The organism is Acidovorax sp. Root219 (assembly GCF_001428665.1).
Taxonomy (GTDB): Bacteria; Pseudomonadota; Gammaproteobacteria; order Burkholderiales; family Burkholderiaceae_C; genus Acidovorax.
On record NZ_LMIJ01000004.1, the window covers coordinates 12,701 to 33,143 of the forward strand.

18 protein-coding genes and 3 tRNA genes are annotated in these 20,443 nt (G+C 66.0%); 11 read left to right on the plus strand and 10 right to left on the minus strand.

The window, feature by feature from the left end:
- Together rpoZ and ASE28_RS04515 are read left to right on the plus strand one after the other, a co-directional pair.
- A complete protein-coding gene (rpoZ, locus tag ASE28_RS04510; protein WP_005794722.1) occupies window positions 1-204 on the plus strand; it encodes a DNA-directed RNA polymerase subunit omega in 204 nt (67 codons plus the stop codon).
- A gap of 98 nt (window positions 205-302) precedes the next feature.
- On the plus strand, window positions 303-2,579 hold the full coding sequence (locus ASE28_RS04515) for a bifunctional (p)ppGpp synthetase/guanosine-3',5'-bis(diphosphate) 3'-pyrophosphohydrolase (RefSeq protein ID WP_057205462.1): 2,277 nt from the start codon (window positions 303-305) through the stop codon (window positions 2,577-2,579).
- An 18-nt stretch (window positions 2,580-2,597) separates the two neighbouring features.
- Here ASE28_RS04515 and greB read toward each other — a convergent pair whose 3' ends face one another.
- The 7 genes from greB to hrcA form a co-directional block, all read right to left on the minus strand.
- Window positions 2,598-3,188, minus strand: coding sequence for a transcription elongation factor GreB (gene greB, locus ASE28_RS04520; protein ID WP_057265039.1), 591 nt, complete (start codon window positions 3,186-3,188; stop codon window positions 2,598-2,600).
- A 52-nt stretch (window positions 3,189-3,240) separates the two neighbouring features.
- Complete coding sequence (locus ASE28_RS31880; protein WP_157421873.1) at window positions 3,241-3,435, minus strand: hypothetical protein; 195 nt, start codon at window positions 3,433-3,435, stop codon at window positions 3,241-3,243.
- Window positions 3,425-3,754 carry a hypothetical protein gene (locus ASE28_RS04525; protein ID WP_057265041.1) on the minus strand — a complete coding sequence of 110 codons (330 nt, stop codon included), beginning with the start codon at window positions 3,752-3,754 and terminating at the stop codon, window positions 3,425-3,427. The genes ASE28_RS31880 and ASE28_RS04525 overlap by 11 nt, the downstream gene beginning before the upstream one ends.
- A gap of 210 nt (window positions 3,755-3,964) precedes the next feature.
- Window positions 3,965-4,041, minus strand: a tRNA-Arg gene (locus ASE28_RS04530).
- Between the two features lie 339 nt (window positions 4,042-4,380).
- Complete coding sequence (locus ASE28_RS04535; protein ID WP_057265043.1) at window positions 4,381-5,442, minus strand: hypothetical protein; 1,062 nt, start codon at window positions 5,440-5,442, stop codon at window positions 4,381-4,383.
- Between the two features lie 592 nt (window positions 5,443-6,034).
- A tRNA-Ile gene (locus ASE28_RS04540) sits at window positions 6,035-6,111 on the minus strand.
- Between the two features lie 52 nt (window positions 6,112-6,163).
- Window positions 6,164-7,162, minus strand: coding sequence for a heat-inducible transcriptional repressor HrcA (gene hrcA / locus ASE28_RS04545; RefSeq protein ID WP_057265045.1), 999 nt, complete (start codon window positions 7,160-7,162; stop codon window positions 6,164-6,166).
- 365 nt (window positions 7,163-7,527) lie between these two features.
- On the opposite strand from hrcA, the gene ASE28_RS04550 reads away from it, so the two are divergent.
- Genes ASE28_RS04550 through rapZ form a run of 3 tightly spaced genes read left to right on the plus strand, consistent with a single transcriptional unit; the run spans window position 7,528 to window position 11,028 of the window.
- On the plus strand, window positions 7,528-8,433 hold the full coding sequence (locus ASE28_RS04550) for an NAD kinase (protein WP_057265047.1): 906 nt from the start codon (window positions 7,528-7,530) through the stop codon (window positions 8,431-8,433).
- A gap of 2 nt (window positions 8,434-8,435) precedes the next feature.
- Complete coding sequence (gene recN, locus ASE28_RS04555) at window positions 8,436-10,160, plus strand: DNA repair protein RecN (protein WP_057265049.1); 1,725 nt, start codon at window positions 8,436-8,438, stop codon at window positions 10,158-10,160.
- Window positions 10,150-11,028 carry an RNase adapter RapZ gene (rapZ, locus tag ASE28_RS04560; protein ID WP_057205475.1) on the plus strand — a complete coding sequence of 293 codons (879 nt, stop codon included), beginning with the start codon at window positions 10,150-10,152 and terminating at the stop codon, window positions 11,026-11,028. Before recN ends, rapZ begins: the two co-directional genes overlap by 11 nt.
- 11 nt (window positions 11,029-11,039) lie before the next feature.
- On the opposite strand, the gene mutY is transcribed toward rapZ, so the two are convergent.
- The 3 genes from mutY to mutM all read right to left on the minus strand — a co-directional run bounded on the left by mutY (window position 11,040) and on the right by mutM (window position 15,058).
- The gene (gene mutY, locus ASE28_RS04565; protein WP_057265051.1) at window positions 11,040-12,110 is read right to left on the minus strand and encodes an A/G-specific adenine glycosylase; all 1,071 of its coding nucleotides are present in this window, start codon (window positions 12,108-12,110) and stop codon (window positions 11,040-11,042) included.
- On the minus strand, window positions 12,110-14,083 hold the full coding sequence (locus ASE28_RS04570) for a dynamin family protein (RefSeq protein ID WP_057205478.1): 1,974 nt from the start codon (window positions 14,081-14,083) through the stop codon (window positions 12,110-12,112). Before ASE28_RS04570 ends, mutY begins: the two co-directional genes overlap by 1 nt.
- Window positions 14,084-14,242: 159 nt before the next feature.
- Complete coding sequence (gene mutM, locus ASE28_RS04575) at window positions 14,243-15,058, minus strand: bifunctional DNA-formamidopyrimidine glycosylase/DNA-(apurinic or apyrimidinic site) lyase (RefSeq protein ID WP_057265053.1); 816 nt, start codon at window positions 15,056-15,058, stop codon at window positions 14,243-14,245.
- A 29-nt stretch (window positions 15,059-15,087) separates the two neighbouring features.
- Here mutM and ASE28_RS04580 point away from each other — a divergent pair, with 29 nt between their 5' ends.
- The 6 genes from ASE28_RS04580 to ASE28_RS04605 all read left to right on the plus strand — a co-directional run bounded on the left by ASE28_RS04580 (window position 15,088) and on the right by ASE28_RS04605 (window position 20,228).
- A complete protein-coding gene (locus ASE28_RS04580; RefSeq protein WP_057265055.1) occupies window positions 15,088-16,884 on the plus strand; it encodes a tetratricopeptide repeat protein in 1,797 nt (598 codons plus the stop codon).
- Entirely contained in the window at window positions 16,884-17,402 is a 519-nt protein-coding gene (locus tag ASE28_RS04585) for a lipoprotein insertase outer membrane protein LolB (RefSeq protein WP_057265057.1), read from the plus strand. The genes ASE28_RS04580 and ASE28_RS04585 overlap by 1 nt, the downstream gene beginning before the upstream one ends.
- A 24-nt stretch (window positions 17,403-17,426) precedes the next feature.
- Window positions 17,427-18,290, plus strand: a complete 864-nt coding sequence (ispE, locus tag ASE28_RS04590) for a 4-(cytidine 5'-diphospho)-2-C-methyl-D-erythritol kinase (protein WP_057265059.1) — start codon at window positions 17,427-17,429, stop codon at window positions 18,288-18,290.
- Between the two features lie 24 nt (window positions 18,291-18,314).
- A tRNA-Gln gene (locus ASE28_RS04595) sits at window positions 18,315-18,391 on the plus strand.
- A gap of 50 nt (window positions 18,392-18,441) precedes the next feature.
- Window positions 18,442-19,416 carry a ribose-phosphate pyrophosphokinase gene (locus tag ASE28_RS04600; RefSeq protein WP_057205491.1) on the plus strand — a complete coding sequence of 325 codons (975 nt, stop codon included), beginning with the start codon at window positions 18,442-18,444 and terminating at the stop codon, window positions 19,414-19,416.
- 179 nt (window positions 19,417-19,595) lie between these two features.
- Window positions 19,596-20,228 carry a 50S ribosomal protein L25/general stress protein Ctc gene (locus tag ASE28_RS04605; protein ID WP_057265061.1) on the plus strand — a complete coding sequence of 211 codons (633 nt, stop codon included), beginning with the start codon at window positions 19,596-19,598 and terminating at the stop codon, window positions 20,226-20,228.
- Window positions 20,229-20,443 lie beyond the last annotated feature (215 nt).

Genomic DNA, 20,443 nt, shown 5'->3' on the forward strand with positions numbered 1-20,443 from the left:
ATGGCACGCATCACCGTAGAAGACTGTCTGGAAAAGATCCCCAACCGCTTTCAGCTCGTGCTGGCCGCCACTTACCGCGCCCGCATGCTGAGCCAGGGCCATGCCCCGCGCATCGAAAGCCGCAACAAACCCGCCGTGACCGCCCTGCGCGAGATCGCCGAAGGCAAGGTCGGCCTGGAAATGCTCAAGAAGGTTCCTGGTTGAGTCTTTCTCCGGGCACCGGCCCCCGAGAGCACCGCTTTCATGCGGTGCTTTTTTTTTCCTCGGCGACCCGTATTGCGCACCCGCGCTACATTTAAGGCATGAACGCGGTGTTCAACACTCCTTCGGCAGCAGCGCATGCCCGGCCTGGCGACACCCACGCGCCAGTCAGTGCATCTGCGGCAGCGGCCAATGCAGCGGCCGCCAGCTTTGCCGCGCTCACCGATAACCTCGACTATCTGGACGCCCATAGCATCGAGCAGGTGCGCCAGGCCTACCGCTTCGCCGACGAGGCCCACCTGGGCCAGCTGCGCAACAGCGGCGAGCCCTACATCACCCACCCCATCGCGGTGGCCGCCCAGTGCGCCACCTGGAAGCTCGACGCCCAGGCCCTGATGGCGGCGCTGCTGCACGACGCCATGGAAGACTGCGGCGTCACCAAGGTGGACCTGATCGAGCGCTTTGGCGCGCCGGTGGCCGAACTGGTCGATGGACTGACCAAGCTCGACAAGCTGCAGTTCAACACCCGCGAGGAAAACCAGGCCGAGTCGTTTCGCAAGATGCTGCTGGCCATGGCGCGCGACGTGCGCGTCATCCTCATCAAGCTGGCCGACCGCACGCACAACATGCGCACGCTGTCGGACATGCCGCGCAGCAAGTGGGGCCGCATCTCGTCGGAAACGCTGGAGATCTACGCCCCCATCGCCCACCGCCTGGGGCTGAACCAGACCTACCGCGAGCTGCAGGACCTGTCGTTCCGCCACCTGCACCCCTGGCGCTATGCCACGCTGGCCAAGGCGGTGAACAAATCGCGCAACCGCCGCCGCGACCTGGTGCAGAAAGTGCAAGCCGAGGTGGACGCCGCCTTTTCGCGCATCGGCATGCAGGTGCGCCTGGCCGGCCGCGAAAAAACGCTCTACGCCATCTACCAGAAGATGGACCAGAAGCACCTGAGCTTTGCCCAAGTGACGGATATGTACGGCTTTCGCGTCATCGTGCCCACGGTGACCGACTGCTACACGGCCCTTGGCGTGCTGCACCAGATGTACAAGCCGGTGCCAGGCAAGTTCAAGGACCACATCGCGATTGCCAAGCTCAATGGCTACCAGTCGCTGCACACCACGCTGGTGGGCCCTTCGGGCGTGAACATCGAGTTCCAGATGCGCACCGACGAGATGCATGTCATCGCCGAGGCCGGCGTGGCCGCGCACTGGCTGTACAAGGCGCAGGACGGCGACGGCACCTCGGCCGAGCGCCTGGGCACCAAGTGGCTGCAGTCGCTGCTCGACATCCAGAACGAGACGCGCGACGCCGCCGAGTTCTGGGACCACGTGAAGGTGGACCTGTTCCCCGACGCGGTCTACGTGTTCACCCCCAAGAGCCAGATCATGGCCCTGCCCCGGGGTGCGACGGTGGTGGATTTTGCCTACGCCATCCACAGCAACGTGGGCGACCGCACCACGGCCGCCAAGATCAACAACGAGCAGGTGCCGCTGCGCACCGAGCTCAAGAACGGCGACGTGGTGGAGATCATCACCGCCCCCATCTCCACCCCCAACCCGGCGTGGCTGGGCTTTGTGCGCACGGGGCGCGCGCGCTCCAAGATCCGCCACTACCTCAAGACCCTGGCGCATGCCGAGTCCGAGGGCCTGGGCGAGAAGCTGCTGACCCAGGCCATCCGCTCCGAAGGCCTGGAGCAGTTGCCCCCAGTGAATGCCGAAACCCAGCCCATGTGGGACAAGCTGCTGCGCTTCACGGGCAACCGCACGCGCAGCGAGCTCATGACCGACCTGGGCCTGGGCAAGCGCATCGCCAGCATCGTGGCCAAGCGGCTCATGGTGCTGATGAGCGAGCACGGCCACCGGCCCGACGCGCTGCTGCTCAGCCGCGAGCGCTACACCTCGCATGAGCGGCTGTCGCAGGGCGCCGTCACCCTGGACGGCAGCGAGAACGCATCGGTTCAGTACGCCCATTGCTGCCGCCCCGTGCCGGGCGACGCCATCGTCGGCTACCTGGGCCGGGGCGAGGGCCTGGTGGTGCACAACACCCACTGCGCGGTGGCCAAGCGACTGCAGCACAAGGACAGCGAGCGCTTCATTGCCGTGGACTGGGCGGACGAGCCCGTGCGCATGTTCGAGACCGGCATCGTCGTCACCATCACCAACAGCAAGGGCGTGCTGGCCCGTGTGGCCGCCGACCTGGCCAGTGCCGAGGCAGACATCACGCATGTGGACATGGACGACGAAGTGGCGCTGGACACCACCGACCTGCGCTTCATCGTCGCCGTGCGCGACCAGGCCCATATCGAAGCGGCCCTGCGCAACCTGCGGCGCACCCCGGCGGTCATCCGCGCCAGCCGCATTACCCCAGCGGCCTGAGCGCCGCTGGCACAGCGGTCAGGGGGTCGAGGTTCCCTGCAGCGGTGGCGGATCGTGCCGCTCGTAGCGCACCTCCAGCACCTCCAGCGAACGCACGCCGCCCGGCGTGGGCAAAGGCACCTCGTCGCCCACCCGGCTCTTGAGCAGGGCGCGCGCCACGGGCGACACCCAGCTCACCTGGCCCTGGCCGCTGTCGGCCTCGTCGATGCCCATGATGGTGATGGTGCTCGTGGCGTCTTCCTCGTCCACATAGGTCACGGTGGCGCCGAAGAACACCTGGTCGCTGCCGGCATGGACCAGTGGGTCCACCACCTCGGCCACCTCCAGCCGCTTGGTGAGAAAGCGGATGCGCCGGTCGATCTCGCGCAGGCGCTTCTTGCCGTAGAGGTAGTCGCCATTTTCCGAGCGGTCGCCGTTGCTGGCCGCCCAGTGCACCACCTCGACGATCTTCGGGCGCTCGTTGTCGATCAGGTCCAGCAGCTCGCCGCGCAGCCGCGCATAGCCCGCAGGCGTCATGTAGTTGCGCGACCCGGCAGGAATGGGAGGCAGCGCCGGCCCTTCGTCGTCATCGGCCTGCGTGTCGGATTCCTTGGTGAAAGCCTTGCTCATGGTGGCATGTTACCTGCGCCGCGGCGTGGACCGCCGCGCGCCTTGGCGTCCCTCAGGTCCTGGGGGGCTTGCCCACGGGGTCGTCGGCTTCGTTCTCCACTTCGCCCGCAAAAGCCCCGGCCCCGTCTGGCGATGGCACCGTGCCGGGTTGCTGCCGGGGCGGGGAAGGATGCGGTGCACTGACGAATGGTCTGGGCAGGTGCTCGGGCGCGCGGTGCTGCGGATGGTCCTTGGGATCAGTGGCCATGGTGGTCAGCTCCCCGGGGGGACATCTCTTCGGCTACCGACACACCTTCACCCGACGCGGAAGTCACTGTCTCCCACACCAGTCCCAGCGCCCGGCATTGCAGGTGCAGTTCCTCGGTGGCGACATCGCACTCCTGCGCATCGAACCGGAGCGTGGCCACCAGCCGGTCACCGCCGCGCAGCAACACTTCGTAGCCCCGGCCCTCCTGATCTGTCCAACTGAAGAGTACAGCTTCCGCATCCGCCTCCACCGGTGTGGAGGCGAGGCGCTCGGATCCAGGATCGCGCTGGAACTGGCAGGTGACGGCGTGGGCGGGCATGGCTGTGGGAGGCGGAGTTCTTTGCAGTGAACTCTGCCCCACAGGGTGCGCCGGCCGGAGCGGGTGACGTGTAGGAAGACGGCGTGAGGTGCGTGCGAAAAGAGCGAGGCCCCTCCAAGGCCCCCCGGCGGCATCTGGCCAGATGCGGCATGAGAGCAGGACCCACCAAGGAAAAAGCCCTGATACCTTGCGATATCAGGGCTTACCTGTTGGTGCGGCTGGCAGGAATTGAACCCACGACCCCTTGGTTCGTAGCCAAGTACTCTATCCAACTGAGCTACAGCCGCTAAGCTTCAAATTATAGCATGGATTTTTCAACATTTCAAAAAATCACTGCTTTCTGTGTTCGCCACCAGAAAGATCCGAAGGATTTCACAGAACTCGTCTGCTGCCTGTATTGTAGTGCACCCCGGAGGTGCCTTCAGGCAAAAACGCCAAATTTATTGGCCTGCTGCCCCGCATGGGTCTGCGCCGCGCCCTGCTGCAGTGCCGCGCTTGCACCGGTGCGACGCAGCAGGCCTGCACTTGAGCGTTGCCGCCCTGCTCCCCTGCTCGGCAGTCCCATGCAAAAAGGCCCCGAAGGGCCTTTGCATAACCAGGTGAGCGGCGCGCCTGCGCCGACCGATTTACTGGGGCCAGATCTTGCCCTTGCTCACAAAAGCGCCGGTGCTGGTCTTGTAGCCGAAATACACCTCGACATTGAAGGCGCGCAGGTCCGTGTCCGTCAGGTCCAGCGAGGGCGTGAATTTCAAGCTCGTGGCGTTGGTGCCCAGACTCGAGTAAGCCACCGTCTCAGGGAACGGCAACACCAGTTGGGCCCAGCCATCGACCTTGCGGAAGAACCAGACATCCGTCGTGTAGAAAAGGCCGTTGGCGGGAATGCGTGCAGCAACCCAGGTGCTGATCTGCGGATTGGCAGCGACCTCAGTGGCCGACTGGGTCATCGTGATGTCCAGCCTGAGGGGCTGGCCGGTGGTGGAGAGCACCGAGGTGGTGACCGTCGTGCCGGTAACCGGTGGATTGGTGGTGCCACCACCACCGCCAGGGCTTGCGGCGTCAACGGGGTCTGGAAAGGCGCTGGTGGTCCAGGAGATCTTGGCGTAGCCGGCCGCGTACTTGGGCATGTCGACGTCGAGGGCACCCTGGTAGTCGTAGAGCGCGGAGCCGCTCAGCTGGCGCACGTAGAGCCATTTGCCCTGGTCGGTGCTGCTGCGGTTGGCATCGAGCTGGCCGCCCACGAAGCGCAGGGTGCCGCCACCGTCGTGCACGACGAAATGATCGACGTCTTCATTGATGAGGCGTGTGAACGAGGAGTCGATGCGCTCGCCGGTCTGTGCCGCCTGGTACTCACTACCGCTCAGGGCGGCGACTCGGGTCGGCTCCTTGCCGTAGCGCAGCACGAAGGCCGACTGGGTGCCTTGGGCCGCATAGCCCGAGAATAGAAACGAACGGGTGCCTGCAGGAATGAAGATCTTGAATTCCTGGTTCTGCATCTGGAAGCCAGTGAATTCAGGCAGGGAGAGGGAGCCACCGCCAGGGAAAGCGCAGCCGCCCGTGCCAAAACCGATGGCGCAGCCCGTCACGCCGGTAGGAGCGTATTGCTCCTTGAAGCCGACCTTGGTGTCGAAGGTATAGCCGCTGCTGCCGGACGACAGAGACAGGGCAATTCTGTGTGCAGACTGGTGCATCGAAACGAAGTTTGCAGCCTGGGCAAACGTGGTCACTGCAGCTAAAAACAAAACAATTAGATACCGCATCGAATGGACTCCAAAAATAAAAATGGCTGAGCAGTGTCGGCAGGCTCCATTCGGCACACCCACCCCCTCGCAGACCAGGACGACCCAACCCTCGTGCTGGCACAGGCAGCGACGCCCCAGCGCCCTGGCCAGTCCAGGGCTTGCAAGAAGCGTGACATCGCGTGTCCTTGAATGTATCGATGACTTGGTGTCGTCGCAGTGACGTGGAGCACAAGTTACATGCGGACACCCGATCGGCGCAAAGTCCTACAAGACATAGTTTGCCAGCGCAGGCCATGGAAAAGGGCAAGGCCGACATCAGATGAGGGCCTCCCACGCCAAGGTGGCCGCCGGGGCCGATGGCGACACCGGAGCGAAGCCCGCACAGGCCATGTTGGGGCTTACCACAGCGGCCATGGCGGCCGACGGCATCCGTCACAAGGCAAGGCGGCACGTGAAGCCGTCGAAACAGGTTTTGCGGAACAGCCCCTGTTTTGCGGAACAAAACGCTCCGAAAACAATAGCAGAAAACCTAAGCGGGATATGGTAGGGCGTGAGGGACTTGAACCCGCGACCAAAGGATTATGAGTCCTCTGCTCTAACCAACTGAGCTAACGCCCCGTGTACCTGACCGAAGATGGGGCACGCGGTATTGTAGGGGGTATCCAGGCGCTCAGCGGCGGTGGCTGAGGGCGTTGGACACCAGCTTGGAGGTGATGTCCACGATCTGGATCATGCGGTCGTAGGGCATGCGCGTGGGGCCGATCACGCCGAGCGTGCCGACCACCTTGCCATCCACCTCGTAGGGAGAGCTCACGATGGAGAGTTCCTCGAAGGGCACGACCTGGCTTTCGCCACCGATGTAGATGCGCACGCCCTCGGCCTGGCTGGAAAAATCCATCAGGCGCAGGATCTGCGTCTTCTGCTCGAAGAGGTCGAAGGCGCGGCGCAGGTTGCCCATGTCGCTGGAAAAATCGCTGACCGACAGCAGGTTGCGCTCCCCGGAGATGACCACCTCATCCTGCGACTCGCCTTCGGAGCCCACGTTGACGGCGGCCTGCATCAGCGTGCCGATCTCGCCGCGCAGCGCGTCGACCTCGGATTTGAGGCGCTCGCGCACCTGCTCCATGGCCAGGCCGGCGTAGTTGGCGTTGAGGAAATTGGCGGCCTCGATCAACTGCGACTGGGAGTGGTCGATGTCGGTGAAGATCACGCGGTTCTGCACATCGCCCTCGGGCGAGACGATGATCACCAGGAAGCGCCGCTCCGACAGCCTTAGGAATTCGATGTGCCGGAACACCGAGGTGCGCCGTGGCGCCATCACTACACCCACGAACTGCGACAGGTTGGACAGCAGGTTGGCGGCGTTGGCGATCACCTTCTGCGGCTGCTCAGGCGCCAGCGGGGGTGAAATCAAAGGGTCACGCTGCACGGTCAACATGGTGTCCACGAACAGGCGGTAGCCCTTGGCCGTGGGAATGCGCCCCGCTGAGGTGTGCGGGCTGGCGATCAGGCCCAGCTCTTCGAGGTCGGCCATCACGTTGCGGATGGTCGCCGGCGACAGGTCCATGCCGGAGGCGCGCGAGAGCGTGCGCGAGCCGACGGGCTGCCCATCGGCTATGTAGCGCTCCACGAGCGCTTTGAGCAACAACTTGGCGCGGTCATCGAGCATGCGGTCGATTTTAATGAGGGAAGTGGGTGATTCCCTGTCGGGTTTCGTCTATCGTTGTACGGAGCAGTCCGCATGGGATGCACTAGGAGCCCGTCGGACTTGGAGCGTCGAAAGCGAAAATCGGCCTCAGCGAGGGCAGTTTTTGCTGGATTTGCAGCCCCATAGCCAAGCTATGGGGCAAAAAGACGGTGGAAAATGGACCGCTGCGGCCGATTTGCAGCCGACGATTTCCAAGTCCGACAGGCTCCTCGCATTAAACACCCTGTCCGGCCTGGGCCGTTCGTATGGTGCCTTCCCGGCCAATGGTGGAGCACGCAAGGCCCCGCCCAGGCCCCGTGTTCTTACAACAATGATGTAATTTGACGATGACCTCCAATTTCCGCCATGTAGCGCTCATCGGCAAGTACCAGCAGGCATCGGGCACAGGCGCCTCCTCCATGACCGACAGTTCGCGCCAGGCCCTGCAGGACATTGCGCAGTTCCTCACGGGGCAGGGCTGCGAGGTGGCGCTGGAGGCCGAGACCGCTGCCAACACCGGCCTGTCCGGCTACCCCGCCATGGACGTGGACACCATCGGTGCCCGCTGCGATCTGGGCCTGGTGGTCGGCGGCGACGGCACCATGCTGGGCATCGGCAGGCAGTTGGCGCGCCACAGGACGCCGCTGATCGGCATCAACCAGGGGCGCCTGGGATTCATCACCGACATCCCCTTCGACACCTACCAGGCCACCCTGCCCCCGATGCTGCACGGCGAGTACGAGGAAGACCTGCGCCCGCTGATGCACGCCCGCGTGGTGCGCGACGGCCAGGTGGTCTTCGAGGCGCTGGCCATGAACGACGTGGTGGTGAACCGGGGCGCCACCTCGGGCATGGTGGAGCTGCGCGTGGAAGTGGGCGGCCGCTTCGTGGCCAACCAGCGGGCCGATGGCCTGATCATCGCCTCGCCCACGGGCTCCACGGCCTACGCGCTGTCGGCCGGCGGCCCCATGCTGCACCCCTCCATCCCCGGCTGGGTGCTGGTGCCCATCGCACCGCACACCTTGTCCAACCGGCCAATCGTGCTCTCGGACGCCACCGAGATCGCCGTCGAGGTGGTCAGCGGCCGCGACGTGAGCGCCAATTTCGACATGCAGTCGCTGGCCTCGCTGCTGCACGGCGACCGCATCCTGGTGCAGCGCTCCGAACACTGCGTGCGCTTTCTGCACCCGCTGGGCTGGAACTACTTTGCCACCCTGCGCAAGAAGCTGCGCTGGAACGAAGGGGGCTCCTGACCATGGCCCTGAGGCGCATCACGCTGCGTGATTTCGTCATCGTCCAATCGCTGGAGCTGGAGCTGCAGAGTGGCTTCACCGTGCTCACCGGCGAGACCGGCGCCGGCAAGTCCATCCTCATCGACGCCGTGCAGTTGGTACTCGGCGCCCGGGCCGATGCCGCGCTGGTGCGCGAAGGCTGCCCCCGCACCGACGTGTGTGCCGAATTCGACACACCGCCCGCCGCCAGGCCCTGGCTCGAAGAAGCCGGGCTGGAGGGCGAGGAACTGCTGCTGCTGCGCCGCACCGTGGACACCCAGGGCAAGAGCCGCGGCTGGATCAACGGCACGCCCGCCACCGCTACGCAACTGCGCGCGCTCGGTGAGCTGCTGCTCGACATCCACGGCCAACATGCCTGGCAGAGCCTGACGCGGCCCGAATCGGTGCGCGGCCTGCTCGACGCCTACGCGGGCACCAGCGACCGGGCGACGCTTGCGCGCTGGAACCAGTGGCGGGCAGACCAGAAGGCCCTGGCCCTGGCCCGCGCCGCCCAGGCCACCCTGCAGCAGGAACGCGAACGCCTGCAGTGGCAGATCGCCGAGGTCGACAAGCTGGCCCCAGGCGATGAAGAGTGGCCCGAGCTCGACGCGCAGCACAAGCGCCTGTCCAATGCCTCGGCGCTGATGGATGCGGCCAACGCCGCCATCGCCGCCTTATCCGGCGACGATGGCGGCGGTGCGCTGGAAGGCCTCTCCCGCGCGCAGGACCTGCTGCAGGACCACGAGCACCTCGAAGCCGAATTTGCCAGCGCCGCCGACATCCTTAACTCCGCCGTGGCACAGGCCGGCGATGTGGTGCATTCGCTGCACGCCTACCTGCGCCACAACGACCTGGACCCCGAGCGCCTGGCCGCCGTGGATGCGCGCCTGTCGCTGTGGATGACGCTCTCGCGGCGCTACAAGCGCAGCCCGGTGGAGCTGCCCGCATTGCTCCACGGCTGGAAGGCCGAGCTGCAGCAGCTCGACGCCGCAGCCGACCTGGTGGCCCTGGAAAAGGCCGAAACCGCCAGCGCCCGGGCCTACCAGGCCGCCGCGCGCGCCCTGTCGCTGGCGCGGGCCAAGGGCGCGCCCCGGCTGTCGGCCGCCATCACCCAGGCCATGCAGGGCCTGGGCATGGCCGGCGGCCAGTTCGAGGTGGCCCTGGGCAAGCTGGCCGAGCCTGCCGCGCATGGCACGGACGACGTGGCCTTCCTCGTGGCGGGCCACCCGGGCGCAAGCCCCCGGCCCATCGGCAAGGTGGCCTCGGGCGGCGAGCTGTCGCGCATCTCGCTGGCGATCTCGGTCACCACCAGCGCCCTGGGCGAGGCGCCCACGCTGATCTTCGACGAGGTGGACTCGGGCGTGGGCGGGGCCGTGGCCGACACCGTGGGCCGGCTCATGCAGCAGCTGGGGCGCGACCGCCAGGTGCTCACCGTGACCCACCTGCCCAAGGTGGCCGCGCGCGCCGACCACCACCTGGTGGTCTCCAAGCGCAGCGGCGCCAAGGGCACGGCCAGCCAGGTGGTGGCCGTGCAGGGCAAGGACCGCATCTCCGAAGTGGCCCGCATGCTGGGCGGCGACGATTCCAGCAAGGCCACCGTGGCCCATGCGCGCGAGATGCTCGATGTCGCGCCACCACCGGCGCCAGTTGCGCCGCCCGCCCGCAGCCCCAAGAGGAAGAACACGAAAAAGGCAACCGATGGCGCTTGAGATTGTGCTGATCACGGGCATGTCCGGCTCCGGCAAGTCGGTGGCACTGCATGCCCTGGAGGATGCGGGCTACTACTGCGTTGACAACCTGCCGCCCGAGCTGCTGCCGGCCTTCGTGGCGCTGGAGCACCGCCACCACGGCAACCGGGTTGCCATCGCGATGGACGTGCGCAGCGCCACCTCCCTGCCGCTGGTGCCGCTGGAGCTCGACCGGCTGCGCAAGCAGGGCGTGGTGGTGCACTCGCTGTTCCTCGATGCGACCATCGACACGCTGGTGCGGCGTTTTTCCGAAACGCGCCGGCGCCACCCGTTGTCGCACGACGAGCTGACCCCGGACACCCTCAAGCAGGGCCGGCGCGCGCTGGTGCAGATCATCGAGCTCGAGCGCGAGCTGCTGGCCGACCTGCGCGAGGAGGCGCACGTCATCGACACCAGCGCCATTCGCTCCTCACAACTGCAAAGTTACGTAAAGACGCTGATGGCGACGGCGCCAGGGCAGCTGACCCTGGTGTTCCAGTCGTTCGCCTTCAAGCGCGGCATACCGGTGGATGCGGACTACGTGTTCGACGTGCGCATGCTGCCCAACCCGCACTACGAGCCTGAGCTGCGCGACCAGACCGGGCTGGACGCCCCCGTGGCCGACTTCCTGCGCGCGCAGCCGGACGTGTCGCTGATGCAGGGGCACATCGAGGGCTTCCTGGCCCACTGGCTGGAGATGCTGGACCGCAACCACCGCAGCTATGTCACCGTGGCGATCGGCTGCACCGGTGGGCAGCACCGCTCGGTGTACCTGGTGGAGCGCCTGGCCGAGGCCTTTGGCAAGCGCTGGGCCACCCTGCGACGCCACCGCGAACTCGACGGGCGCTGAGCGAGCGCGCCCTACAGCAGGCCGCCGAAGAGATTGCCCAGCAGCTTGCGGATGGGCGCAGGCAGCCCCATCCCTTCCCACTCGCTGGCGCTGAACCAGCCGCCCTCCCCGGCCGCATCGCGTGCCACAGGCACCGTGAGAACCACGGGGTGCAGGTGCAGGTCACGGTGCGTCAGCACGTGCATGAAGCCGCCCAGCGCCTCGGTCTGCCCCGGCGCCACAGGCGCGGGCAGGTGCGCCAGGTGGTCGTGCAGGTGCGCCTCGTCGGCGAACACAGGCAGGCAGAACAGCCCGGCCCAGATGCCCGAATCGGGCCGGCGCTCCAGCCAGACGCGGCCCTCGCTATCGCGCATCACCAGGAGCCACCACGATTCGGCCCGGCGCTTGAGCTTGCGCGTGCGCACGGGGTAGCGCTCGGCATCGCCGGCCTGCCCGGCCACGCAGATGTCCAGCAGCGGGCAGGGGAGGCAGTCGGGCGCGCGCGGGCTGCACAGCGAGGCGCCCAGGTCCATCAGGCCCTGGGTGTAGCGCGGCATGGCGTTGGCGAGGTCGTCCACGGGCAGCAGCGCCTCGGCATGGTCCCAGAGCAGGCGCTCATTCTTGACAACCGCCAGGTCGGCGTCGAAGCCCAGCACCCGCGTGAGCACACGGCGCACGTTGGCATCGAGGATGGGCGTGCGCTCGGCAAAGCAGAAGGAGGCAATCGCCCCGGCCGTCGAGCGGCCGATGCCCGGCAGGGTGGCCAGCACCTCGGCCGTGCGCGGGAAGGCGCCGCCGTGCAGGTTCGCCACGGCCTGGGCGCAGGCATGCAGGTTGCGCGCCCGGCTGTAATAACCGAGGCCGCTCCACAGGCCCATGACCTCGTCCTGCGGGGCCGCAGCCAGGGCTTGCACGTTGGGAAATTTTTCGAGGAAGCGGGCGTAGTAGCCCAACACGGTGCTCACCTGGGTCTGCTGCAGCATGATCTCGGACAGCCAGACCCGGTAGGGGTCGCGCGTGTTCTGCCAGGGCAGGTGGTTGCGCCCGGCCGACGCCTGCCAGCGCACCACGCGCTGGGCCACCCCATCCACCCGCGCGTTCATCAAAGCGGCAGGGCCACGTCCACGGGGGACTCTTCGGCGGCGGCCTGCTCGGCGTCCGGTGGCGCAATCAGCTGCGAGGTCAGCTCCTGCAGGCGGTGCTCCAGCTGGATGAGTTCACCCTCGCCCTGCTCGATCTCGGCGATGCGCTCCACCAAGCCGCTGGCGGCCTGCTGGATGCGGTCCACCGCCTCCATGCGGCGGGCGAAGCTGCGGCGCCGCTCGCGCAGTTGCGCATCGAGCTGCGCTGTGGCGGACTTGCTCCACAGCTCCAGGTCGTTGGCGGCGGACTCGTACACGGTGCGCAGGCGCATGGCCAGGGCACGCACCAGGCGCTCGGAAAACTCGGGCTGGGCCAGCTTGAGCGAGTTGCCCAGGCCCAGGTACTGCAGGTGGCTTTGCTCGATCTGCGACAGGTCGTGCGCAAAATGCTCCAGCTGCGGCGGCGGCGGCACCTGCAGCGAGAAACCGAACTCGGCGTTGAGCTGGCGGAAGGTGCCACCCAGCATGGCCTGGATCTCGGTGCCCGAGGCCTGGGCCTTGTCCAGCGTGCCGCGCAGCTTGTCGAAGGTCTGCACGTAGATCTTCTTCACGCCGAGCTTGAGGCCCTTTTGCTGCAGCAGTTGCGCCAGCTCGGCCAGTTCCACCTTGAGGGCCTTGGAGCCCAGTTGCTGGAACACATCGCGCAAGAGCTTCAGGTGCACGGCGCGCACGGCCTGGATCTTGGAGGCGGAGAGGTCGAACTCGTGCTGCTCCTGCTCGATGCGCTGGCGCATGGATTCGATGACCGATGCATTCTTGCCGCGCAGGCTGCGCAGCTCAGCCATCTGGTCGTCCAGGTCGCGCCGGCGGATGTTGATGACACGCGCCGTCTCGGCGCGCAGGCCGGCCACGCCCGTGGCCACGGCCGCCCGCAGGATGGCCTGGCGCTGGCCCATGATGCCCTTGGCCAGCACTTCTTCGAGCACGGGCAGGCCGCTGGTCTCCAGCAGCAGGTCGTCGGCGGTGATCTTGGCGACCAGGCCCTTCTGCGCGGAAACAGGCACCACCTTCTCCACCGCCACGCCCAGCATCTCGGCGGCCGTGCTGCGCTGGCGGTCCATCTGCGCCTGGATCTGTTCGGCGGAGTTGAGCGTGTCCCACAGGGTATCGATCTTGTTGAGCACGACCAGGCGGGCGTCCATGCTCTCGGCCGAGGTGGCCAGGTGCTCGCGCCAGATGGACAGGTCCGAGCGGGTCACCCCGGTGTCGGCGCTCAGGATGAACACCACCGCATGGGCCTGGGGAATCAGGTTCACGGTGAGCTCGGGCTCGGCCCCCACGGCGTTCAGGCCCGGAGTGTCCAATATCACCAGCCCCTGCTTGAGCAGGGGGTGGGGAATGTTGATGATGGCGTGGCGCCACATGGGCACCTCGACCAGGCCATTGGCATCGGGGATCGGGTTCTCGTCCACCAGATCGTCGTGCCAGAAACCCAGCGCGCGGGCGTTGTCCAGGCTCACGCGGCGCACTTCGGCCACCTTTTCGAGGGCCTTGGCGATCTGGTCGGCGTCGTTTACATCCAGCGGGATCTCGTGCCAGCGATCGGGCCGCATGCGCCATTCGGCCAGGCCGTGCATCTGCAGGCGTGTCTCGATGGGCAAGAGGCGCAGGCTGGGGGCGAACTCGGCGTCGTAGCCCAGCTCGGTCGGGCACATCGTGGTGCGCCCCGCGCTGGCGGGCATGATGCGTCGGCCATAGTCGGCGAAGAAGATCGCGTTGATCAGCTCGGACTTGCCGCGCGAGAACTCGGCAACGAACGCAACCATCACCTTGTCGGTGCGGACCTGACTCTCCAGGCGCTGCAGTCGCTCCTGGACGGACGCGTCCATCAGCTCGTGGGAGGACATCCACTCGGCCAGCTGCTTGAGCTGCTGAGCGAACGCACGTCTCCACGCGCCATGCTGGTCAAACTGCTCGTTGAATGAAGGTCCCACTTTGCTCCCGGCGTTCGATAACGACTGTTTCTGAACAAACAAAATATAGCATCGACTGCGCGCCAGCCATAGCTGTGGATGGTGCTTATGTACCACCCCGGCCGGGCCGGGCCATTTTTACGCCCAAGCGGCAACCGGCCGGCACGGTGTCTGCCCCTGTCATGCCCGCTGGCAGCGGGGGCAGAAATAGCTGCTGCGCTGGCCCTGCCGAAGCGCCTTGATGGGCGTGCCGCAGACCTTGCAGGGCGCGCCCTCGCGCCCGTACACGTTGGCATGGGCCTGGTAGCTGCCATAGGCGCCGTCGGCGTTGGAAAAATCCTTGAGCGTGCTGCCGCCCAACTCCACGGCACGCTCCAGCACCTGCCGTATGGCTGCATGCAGCCGTTCCATTCTGGCCGGGCCAATGCGTGCCGACGGTGTCTGCGGGCGAATACCCGACAGAAACAGTACCTCCGACGCATAGATGTTGCCGACCCCCACCACGACCTTGCCCCCGAGCAGCATCTGCTTAATGGGCACGCGGCTGGCCTTGATGCCGCGGCTGAAGGCATCCAGGGAGAAATCGTCGGACAGGGGCTCCATGCCGAGGCCGCCGAGCAGCTTGGCCGCCACCGGGTCGGCCTCGCCCGCTGCGTGCACCACCGCGCCGAAGCGACGGGGGTCGTGCAGGCGCAAGGTGCCCTGGGTGGTGACCAGGTCGAAATGGTCATGGGGCCCCGGCGGCGGCAGGCCCTGCGCAAACCGCAGGCTGCCGGACATGCCCAGGTGCACCAGCAGCACCCCCTGATCCAGGTCCACCAGCAGGTACTTGCCCCGGCGGCGCACGCCAGAGACACTGCGCCCGACCAAGGCACCGCCATCGCCCCCCAACGGCCAGCGCAGCGGCTTGCCCATGCGCACGGCGGTGACCTGGGCGCCAGCGATGGCCTGCGCAAAACTGCGCCGTGTTACTTCCACTTCGGGCAACTCAGGCATCCAAAGCCCTCACAAACAGGTTGTCATGCATGGATTATTATGGGTCGATGGTGCCTTCAAACTACTTTCGGTATGCCGTCCTGACACTTGCTCTTGCAGCAGTAACCACGGCAGGCCTTGCCCAGCAACCCGGCGTTGCGGCGCCACAGGCGGCCGAGCCGGCGCCCGATGATGCCCCCAGCAGCAACCCTGCGCTGGACGCAGAGTTGTTCTATGAAATCCTCATGGGCGAGATCAATGCCCGCACCGGCGAGGCAGGCACAGGCTATGCCCTCATGCTGGAAGCGGCGCGGCGCACCAACAACCCCCAGCTTTACCAGCGGGCCGCCGACATGGCCTTGCAGGCACGCGCGGGCGACCACGCACTGTTAGCCGCCAAGGCCTGGCGCGAAGCCCAGCCGGACTCGCGCGAGGCCAACCGCTATGTGCTGCAGATACTGATCGCCCTGAACCGCATCGGCGAGACCCCGGAACTGCTGCGCCAGGAACTGGCCCAGGCCCCCGTCCAGGCCAAACCCGCCATCCTGGGCATCGTGCCCCAGATGTTCGCCCGTGCCAGCGACAAGCCCCTGGCCGCCAAGGTGGTCGAGCAGGCCCTGGCAGACGAGCTGGCCAAGCCAGCCAATGCGGCAGCCGCGCACATTGCCATCGGGCGTGTGCGCCTGGCTGCCGGCGACAAGACCGGCGCGCTGGCCAGCGCCCGTGCCGCCCAGGACCTGGACCCCACCAGCGAAGGTCCCGCCCGGCTGGGCATGGAGCTGCAGGAAGAGAGCGTGCCCGAAGGGGAAGCGCTGGTGGCCCGTTATTTCGCCAGCCAGCCGCAGGCCACGCCCGATATGCAGATGGCCTACTCGCGCGTACTGCTCGGCCAGCAGAAGTACGCCGAGGCCAAGGTCCAGCTTGAAGCCGTGACCCGCGCCAAGCCAGACCTGCCCGAGCCCTGGCTGGTGCTGGCCACGCTGCAGTTGCAGGACAACCGGCTGGACCTGTCCGAAACATCGCTCAAGCGCTTCCTGACGCTCATCGAGGGCCCGGACATCAACAGGGAAGCACGCCAGCGCAGCCTCAACCAGGCCTACCTGCTGTACGCGCAGATCGCCGAGAAGAAGGGCGATTTCGCGGGCGCCGAGGGCTGGCTGGCGCGCATCGAGAATTCGAGCGAGCTGTTCAGCGCGCAAAGCCGCCGCGCCTCACTGCTGGCCAAGCAAGGCAAGATCGCCGAGGCCCGCGCGTTGCTGCGCGCCCTGCCCGGCGTGACCGAGGACGACAGGCGCATGAAGCTGCTGGCCGAAGTACAGCTGCTGCGCGACCAGCGCCTGTTCAAGGAAGCCTACGAGGTGCAGACCGAGCTCGTGGCCCTGGCCCCGGAAGACGGCGAACTGCTGTACGACCAGGCCATGCTGGCCGAGAAGGTCGGCCAGTTCGACACCATGGAGAAGCTGCTGCGCCAGATCATTGCTCGCCAGCCGGACTACCACCACGCCTATAACGCGCTGGGCTATTCGCTGGCCGAGCGCGGCCAGCGCCTGCCCGAGGCCCGGCAATTGATCGCCAAGGCCCTGGAGCTGGCACCGGGCGACCCCTTCATCACCGACAGCCTGGGCTGGGTGGAGTTCCGCATGGGCAACAAGGCCAAGGCGCGCAGCCTGCTCGAAACCGCGTTCAAGTCCCGGCCCGACGCCGAGATCGCCGCCCACCTGGGTGAAGTGGTCTGGAGCATGGGCGAGCGCGACAAGGCCCTGGGCATCTGGCGCGAAGGCCTGCGCCTGAACCCCGAAAACGACAGCCTCAAGGACACCTTGAAGCGCCTGGGGGCGAAGCCCTGATGCGGCTCCTTGTCGGCAATGGCAACCCCTTTGCGCTGCGCCAATGGATGGCATGGCTGGCCCTGGCCTGCACGCTGTGGCTCACAGGCTGCGCCCAGCCGCCCCGGGCGGCCGAGTCCGGCACCGCATCGTGGTCGGGCCGCCTGTCGCTGCAGGTGGAGGGGCAGGCATCGCAATCGTTCTCCTCGCTGTTCGACCTGCAGGGCAACCCCGACAAGGGCGAACTGGTGCTCACCAGCCCGCTGGGCAACACGCTGGCGCGGCTGCAGTGGGAAGCGGGGCGCGCGCAGCTCACCACCGGGCAGGAAACCCGCGAGTCCACTTCGCTCGATGAATTGCTGCGCCAGGCCACCGGCACGGCCATCCCGGTTGCTGCCATCTTCGAATGGCTCAATGGCAACCAGGCCACCGCCACCGGCTGGCAGGCCGACCTCTCGGGCAGCGCCAGCGGCCGGCTGGTGGCCCGGCGCCACGACCCCGCCCCCGAAGCCACGCTGCGCATCGCCTTCAGCCGCTGAGCGGCGCCCTGCCCCCTTCTTCCCATGCAAGCGCTGTACGACGTACCGGCTCCGGCCAAGCTCAATCTGTTTCTGCACATCACAGGGCGGCGCGCCGATGGCTACCACCTGCTGCAGTCGGTGTTCATGCTCATCGACTGGTGCGACACCCTGCACTTCGAGCACCGGCCCGGCGGCGCCCTGAGCCGCGAAGACCTGGGCCCGGCCCTGCCCGAGATGGACCTGGTGCTGCGCGCCGCGCACGCCCTGCAGGCGGCCACAGGCTGCACCGAGGGCGCGCACATCAGCATCACCAAGCGCATCCCCGCGCAGGCCGGCATGGGCGGCGGCTCGTCGGACGCAGCCAGCACGCTGCTGGCGCTCAACCGGCTGTGGGGCCTGAACCTGTCGCGCCAGGCGCTGCAGAAGATGGGCCTGGCCCTTGGCGCAGACGTTCCGTTTTTTTTATGCGGCACGAACGCTTTTGTCGAAGGAATTGGTGAGACAATTACGCCGCTTGAGAATGCACAGCAACTTCCGCAAGCACGCTTCGCGGTCGTCAAGCCCGCAGCAGGATTGGAGACAAAAGCAATTTTTTCTTCACCGAGTTTGAAACGCGATTCTGGCTGTGCTACAATCTTAGGCTTTGCTGCAACACACTTTGATTTCGGTCGAAACGATCTGCAGCCAGTTGCCGAGGCACTGTGCCCCGACGTTACGCAAGCCCTTTCGTGGCTTTCGCAGCGCGGGATGCGACCCAGGATGACAGGCTCAGGAAGTGCTGTGTTTGCACAAATGCCACATGCGATGGATCTTCAAGGCGCCCCCGGCGACTGGCAGATCAGGGCATGTGACAATTTGATGGTTCATCCTCTGGCAGGGTGGGCATCAGACGAGAATTTCGGTTAGCTGCTTTCAGCAGTTGACCCGTGTAGGGGAGTCGCCAAGCTGGTTAAGGCACCGGATTTTGATTCCGGCATGCGAAGGTTCGAATCCTTCTTCCCCTGCCAAATATCTACTCGCGTAGTACGGGCTTTTTTTTCAGACCGCTGGGACGCTCATGCAAGGCAATCAACCCGACTTCATGGTATTCACCGGCAATGCCAATCCTGGCATGGCAGCTGAAATTGCCCAACACCTCGGGACCACCCTCGGCGCTGCCGATGTGGGCCGGTTCTCCGACGGTGAAGTGACCGTCGAGATCAAGCAGAACGTGCGTGCGCGCGATGTGTTCGTGGTGCAGTCCACCTGCGCCCCGACCAACGAAAACCTGATGGAACTGCTGATCATGGTCGATGCGCTCAAGCGTGCATCGGCAGAGCGCATCAGCGCCGTGATCCCCTACTTCGGCTACGCCCGCCAGGACCGCCGCCCCCGCTCGTCGCGCGTGCCCATCACCGCCAAGGTGGTGGCCAACATGCTGCAGGCCGTGGGCGTGGCCCGCGTGCTGACCATGGACCTGCACGCCGACCAGATCCAGGGCTTCTTCGACATCCCGGTGGACAACATCTACGCATCGCCCGTGCTGCTGGGCGACCTGCGCCAGAAGAATTACGAAGACCTGATCGTGGTCTCGCCCGATGTCGGCGGCGTGGTGCGCGCCCGTGCGCTGGCCAAACAGCTCAACTGCGATCTGGCCATCATCGACAAGCGCCGCCCCAAGGCCAACGTGTCCGAAGTCATGCACGTGATCGGCGAGATCGAAGGCCGCAACTGCGTGATCATGGATGACATGATCGACACCGCCGGCACGCTGGTGAAGGCCGCCGAGGTGCTCAAGGAGCGTGGCGCCAAGAAGGTGTACGCCTACTGCACGCACCCCATTTTCTCGGGTCCCGCCATCGAACGCATCGCCAAGGGCTCGGCCCTTGATGAAGTGGTGGTGACCAACACGATTCCCTTGAACGACAACGCCAAGGGATGCGCAAAAATCCGCCAGCTCTCCGTGGCCCCGCTGATCGCCGAAACGATCCAGCGCATTGCCAAGGGCGAGTCGGTGATGAGTCTGTTCTCTGACCAGGACAACCTGTTCTGACATGCCCCGGGCCTCGCAAGAGGCCCTCGGCTTTGCAAGATGGTTGACATCAAGCCTCCTTCGGGAGGCTTGTCCGTTGGTTTGGGAACGCAATGTGGCCTGCCCACCCCCTGGGGCAAAGCAGGCCTTTTTAAAACAGGGCAAGACTGGTCGCGGTCTGTCCTTTTCAGGAGCTAGTTATGAACTTCATCGCTTTTGAGCGCGCCAAGCAAGGTACGGGTGCGAGCCGCCGTCTGCGCAATTCGGGCAAGGCGCCTGGCATCGTCTACGGCGGTTCTGCCGAACCCCAACTGATCGAGATCGACCACAACGCACTGTGGCACGCCCTCAAGAAGGAAGCCTTCCACTCCAGCGTGCTGGACATGGAAGTGGCCGGCGCCACCAGCAAGGTTCTGCTGCGCGACGTGCAATACCACCCCTACAAGCAACTCGTGCTGCACATCGACTTCCAGCGCGTGGATGCCAAGACCAAGCTGCACATGAAGGTGCCACTGCACTTCAGCGGTGCTGAAGAGTCCAACGCCGTCAAGGTGGACCACTGCCTGGTGAACCCCGTCGTGAACGAACTCGACGTGACCTGCATGCCTTCGGACCTGCCTGAGTTCATCGCTGTGGACCTGTCCAAGCTGCAAAAGGGCACCTCGCTGCACCTCAAGGACATCAAGCTGCCCCGCGGCGTGAGTGCCGTGATCCGTGGCGGCCAGAACAACCCCGTGCTGGTCTCCGTGACCAACCCGGTCGTGGTTGTCGAGACGCCTGTGGAAGCCGCTCCTGCTGCGGATGCCAAGGGCAAGGGCAAGGGCAAGAAGTAATTCTTGGCTTTTTCCTGTCCGGATCAGCGTTGCCCTGGTGGCGCTGCTTCCAGCAACAAGAACGGCTCACTTCGGTGGGCCGTTTTTGTTTTGTGCTTCTGCTTGGGTTGGTTAGTTGGTTGCAGTGGTTGCACTGTGCCTGGATTGAGGGCGGAGGCCGGGATGTGCGCCCGGCGGCGCACCCACCTTCTTTTGCGTCGCCAAAAGAAGGTGGG

Excerpts from the sequence above, each read along its gene's own strand:
- rapZ (WP_057205475.1), top strand. The coding sequence starts at position 10,150 with ATGGCGCTTGAGATTGTGCTGATCACGGGCATGTCCGGCTCCGGCAAG.
- recN (WP_057265049.1), top strand. The coding sequence starts at position 8,436 with ATGGCCCTGAGGCGCATCACGCTGCGTGATTTCGTCATCGTCCAATCG.
- ASE28_RS04550 (WP_057265047.1), top strand. The coding sequence starts at position 7,528 with ATGACCTCCAATTTCCGCCATGTAGCGCTCATCGGCAAGTACCAGCAG.
- mutM (WP_057265053.1), bottom strand. The coding sequence starts at position 15,058 with ATGCCTGAGTTGCCCGAAGTGGAAGTAACACGGCGCAGTTTTGCGCAG.
- rpoZ (WP_005794722.1), top strand. The coding sequence starts at position 1 with ATGGCACGCATCACCGTAGAAGACTGTCTGGAAAAGATCCCCAACCGC.
- greB (WP_057265039.1), bottom strand. The coding sequence starts at position 3,188 with ATGAGCAAGGCTTTCACCAAGGAATCCGACACGCAGGCCGATGACGAC.
- ASE28_RS04515 (WP_057205462.1), top strand. The coding sequence starts at position 303 with ATGAACGCGGTGTTCAACACTCCTTCGGCAGCAGCGCATGCCCGGCCT.
- ASE28_RS04580 (WP_057265055.1), top strand. The coding sequence starts at position 15,088 with ATGGATTATTATGGGTCGATGGTGCCTTCAAACTACTTTCGGTATGCC.
- ASE28_RS04585 (WP_057265057.1), top strand. The coding sequence starts at position 16,884 with ATGCGGCTCCTTGTCGGCAATGGCAACCCCTTTGCGCTGCGCCAATGG.
- ASE28_RS04525 (WP_057265041.1), bottom strand. The coding sequence starts at position 3,754 with ATGCCCGCCCACGCCGTCACCTGCCAGTTCCAGCGCGATCCTGGATCC.
- ASE28_RS31880 (WP_157421873.1), bottom strand. The coding sequence starts at position 3,435 with ATGGCCACTGATCCCAAGGACCATCCGCAGCACCGCGCGCCCGAGCAC.
- hrcA (WP_057265045.1), bottom strand. The coding sequence starts at position 7,162 with ATGCTCGATGACCGCGCCAAGTTGTTGCTCAAAGCGCTCGTGGAGCGC.
- ASE28_RS04535 (WP_057265043.1), bottom strand. The coding sequence starts at position 5,442 with ATGCACCAGTCTGCACACAGAATTGCCCTGTCTCTGTCGTCCGGCAGC.
- mutY (WP_057265051.1), bottom strand. The coding sequence starts at position 12,110 with ATGAACGCGCGGGTGGATGGGGTGGCCCAGCGCGTGGTGCGCTGGCAG.
- ASE28_RS04600 (WP_057205491.1), top strand. The coding sequence starts at position 18,442 with ATGCAAGGCAATCAACCCGACTTCATGGTATTCACCGGCAATGCCAAT.
- ASE28_RS04605 (WP_057265061.1), top strand. The coding sequence starts at position 19,596 with ATGAACTTCATCGCTTTTGAGCGCGCCAAGCAAGGTACGGGTGCGAGC.
- ispE (WP_057265059.1), top strand. The coding sequence starts at position 17,427 with ATGCAAGCGCTGTACGACGTACCGGCTCCGGCCAAGCTCAATCTGTTT.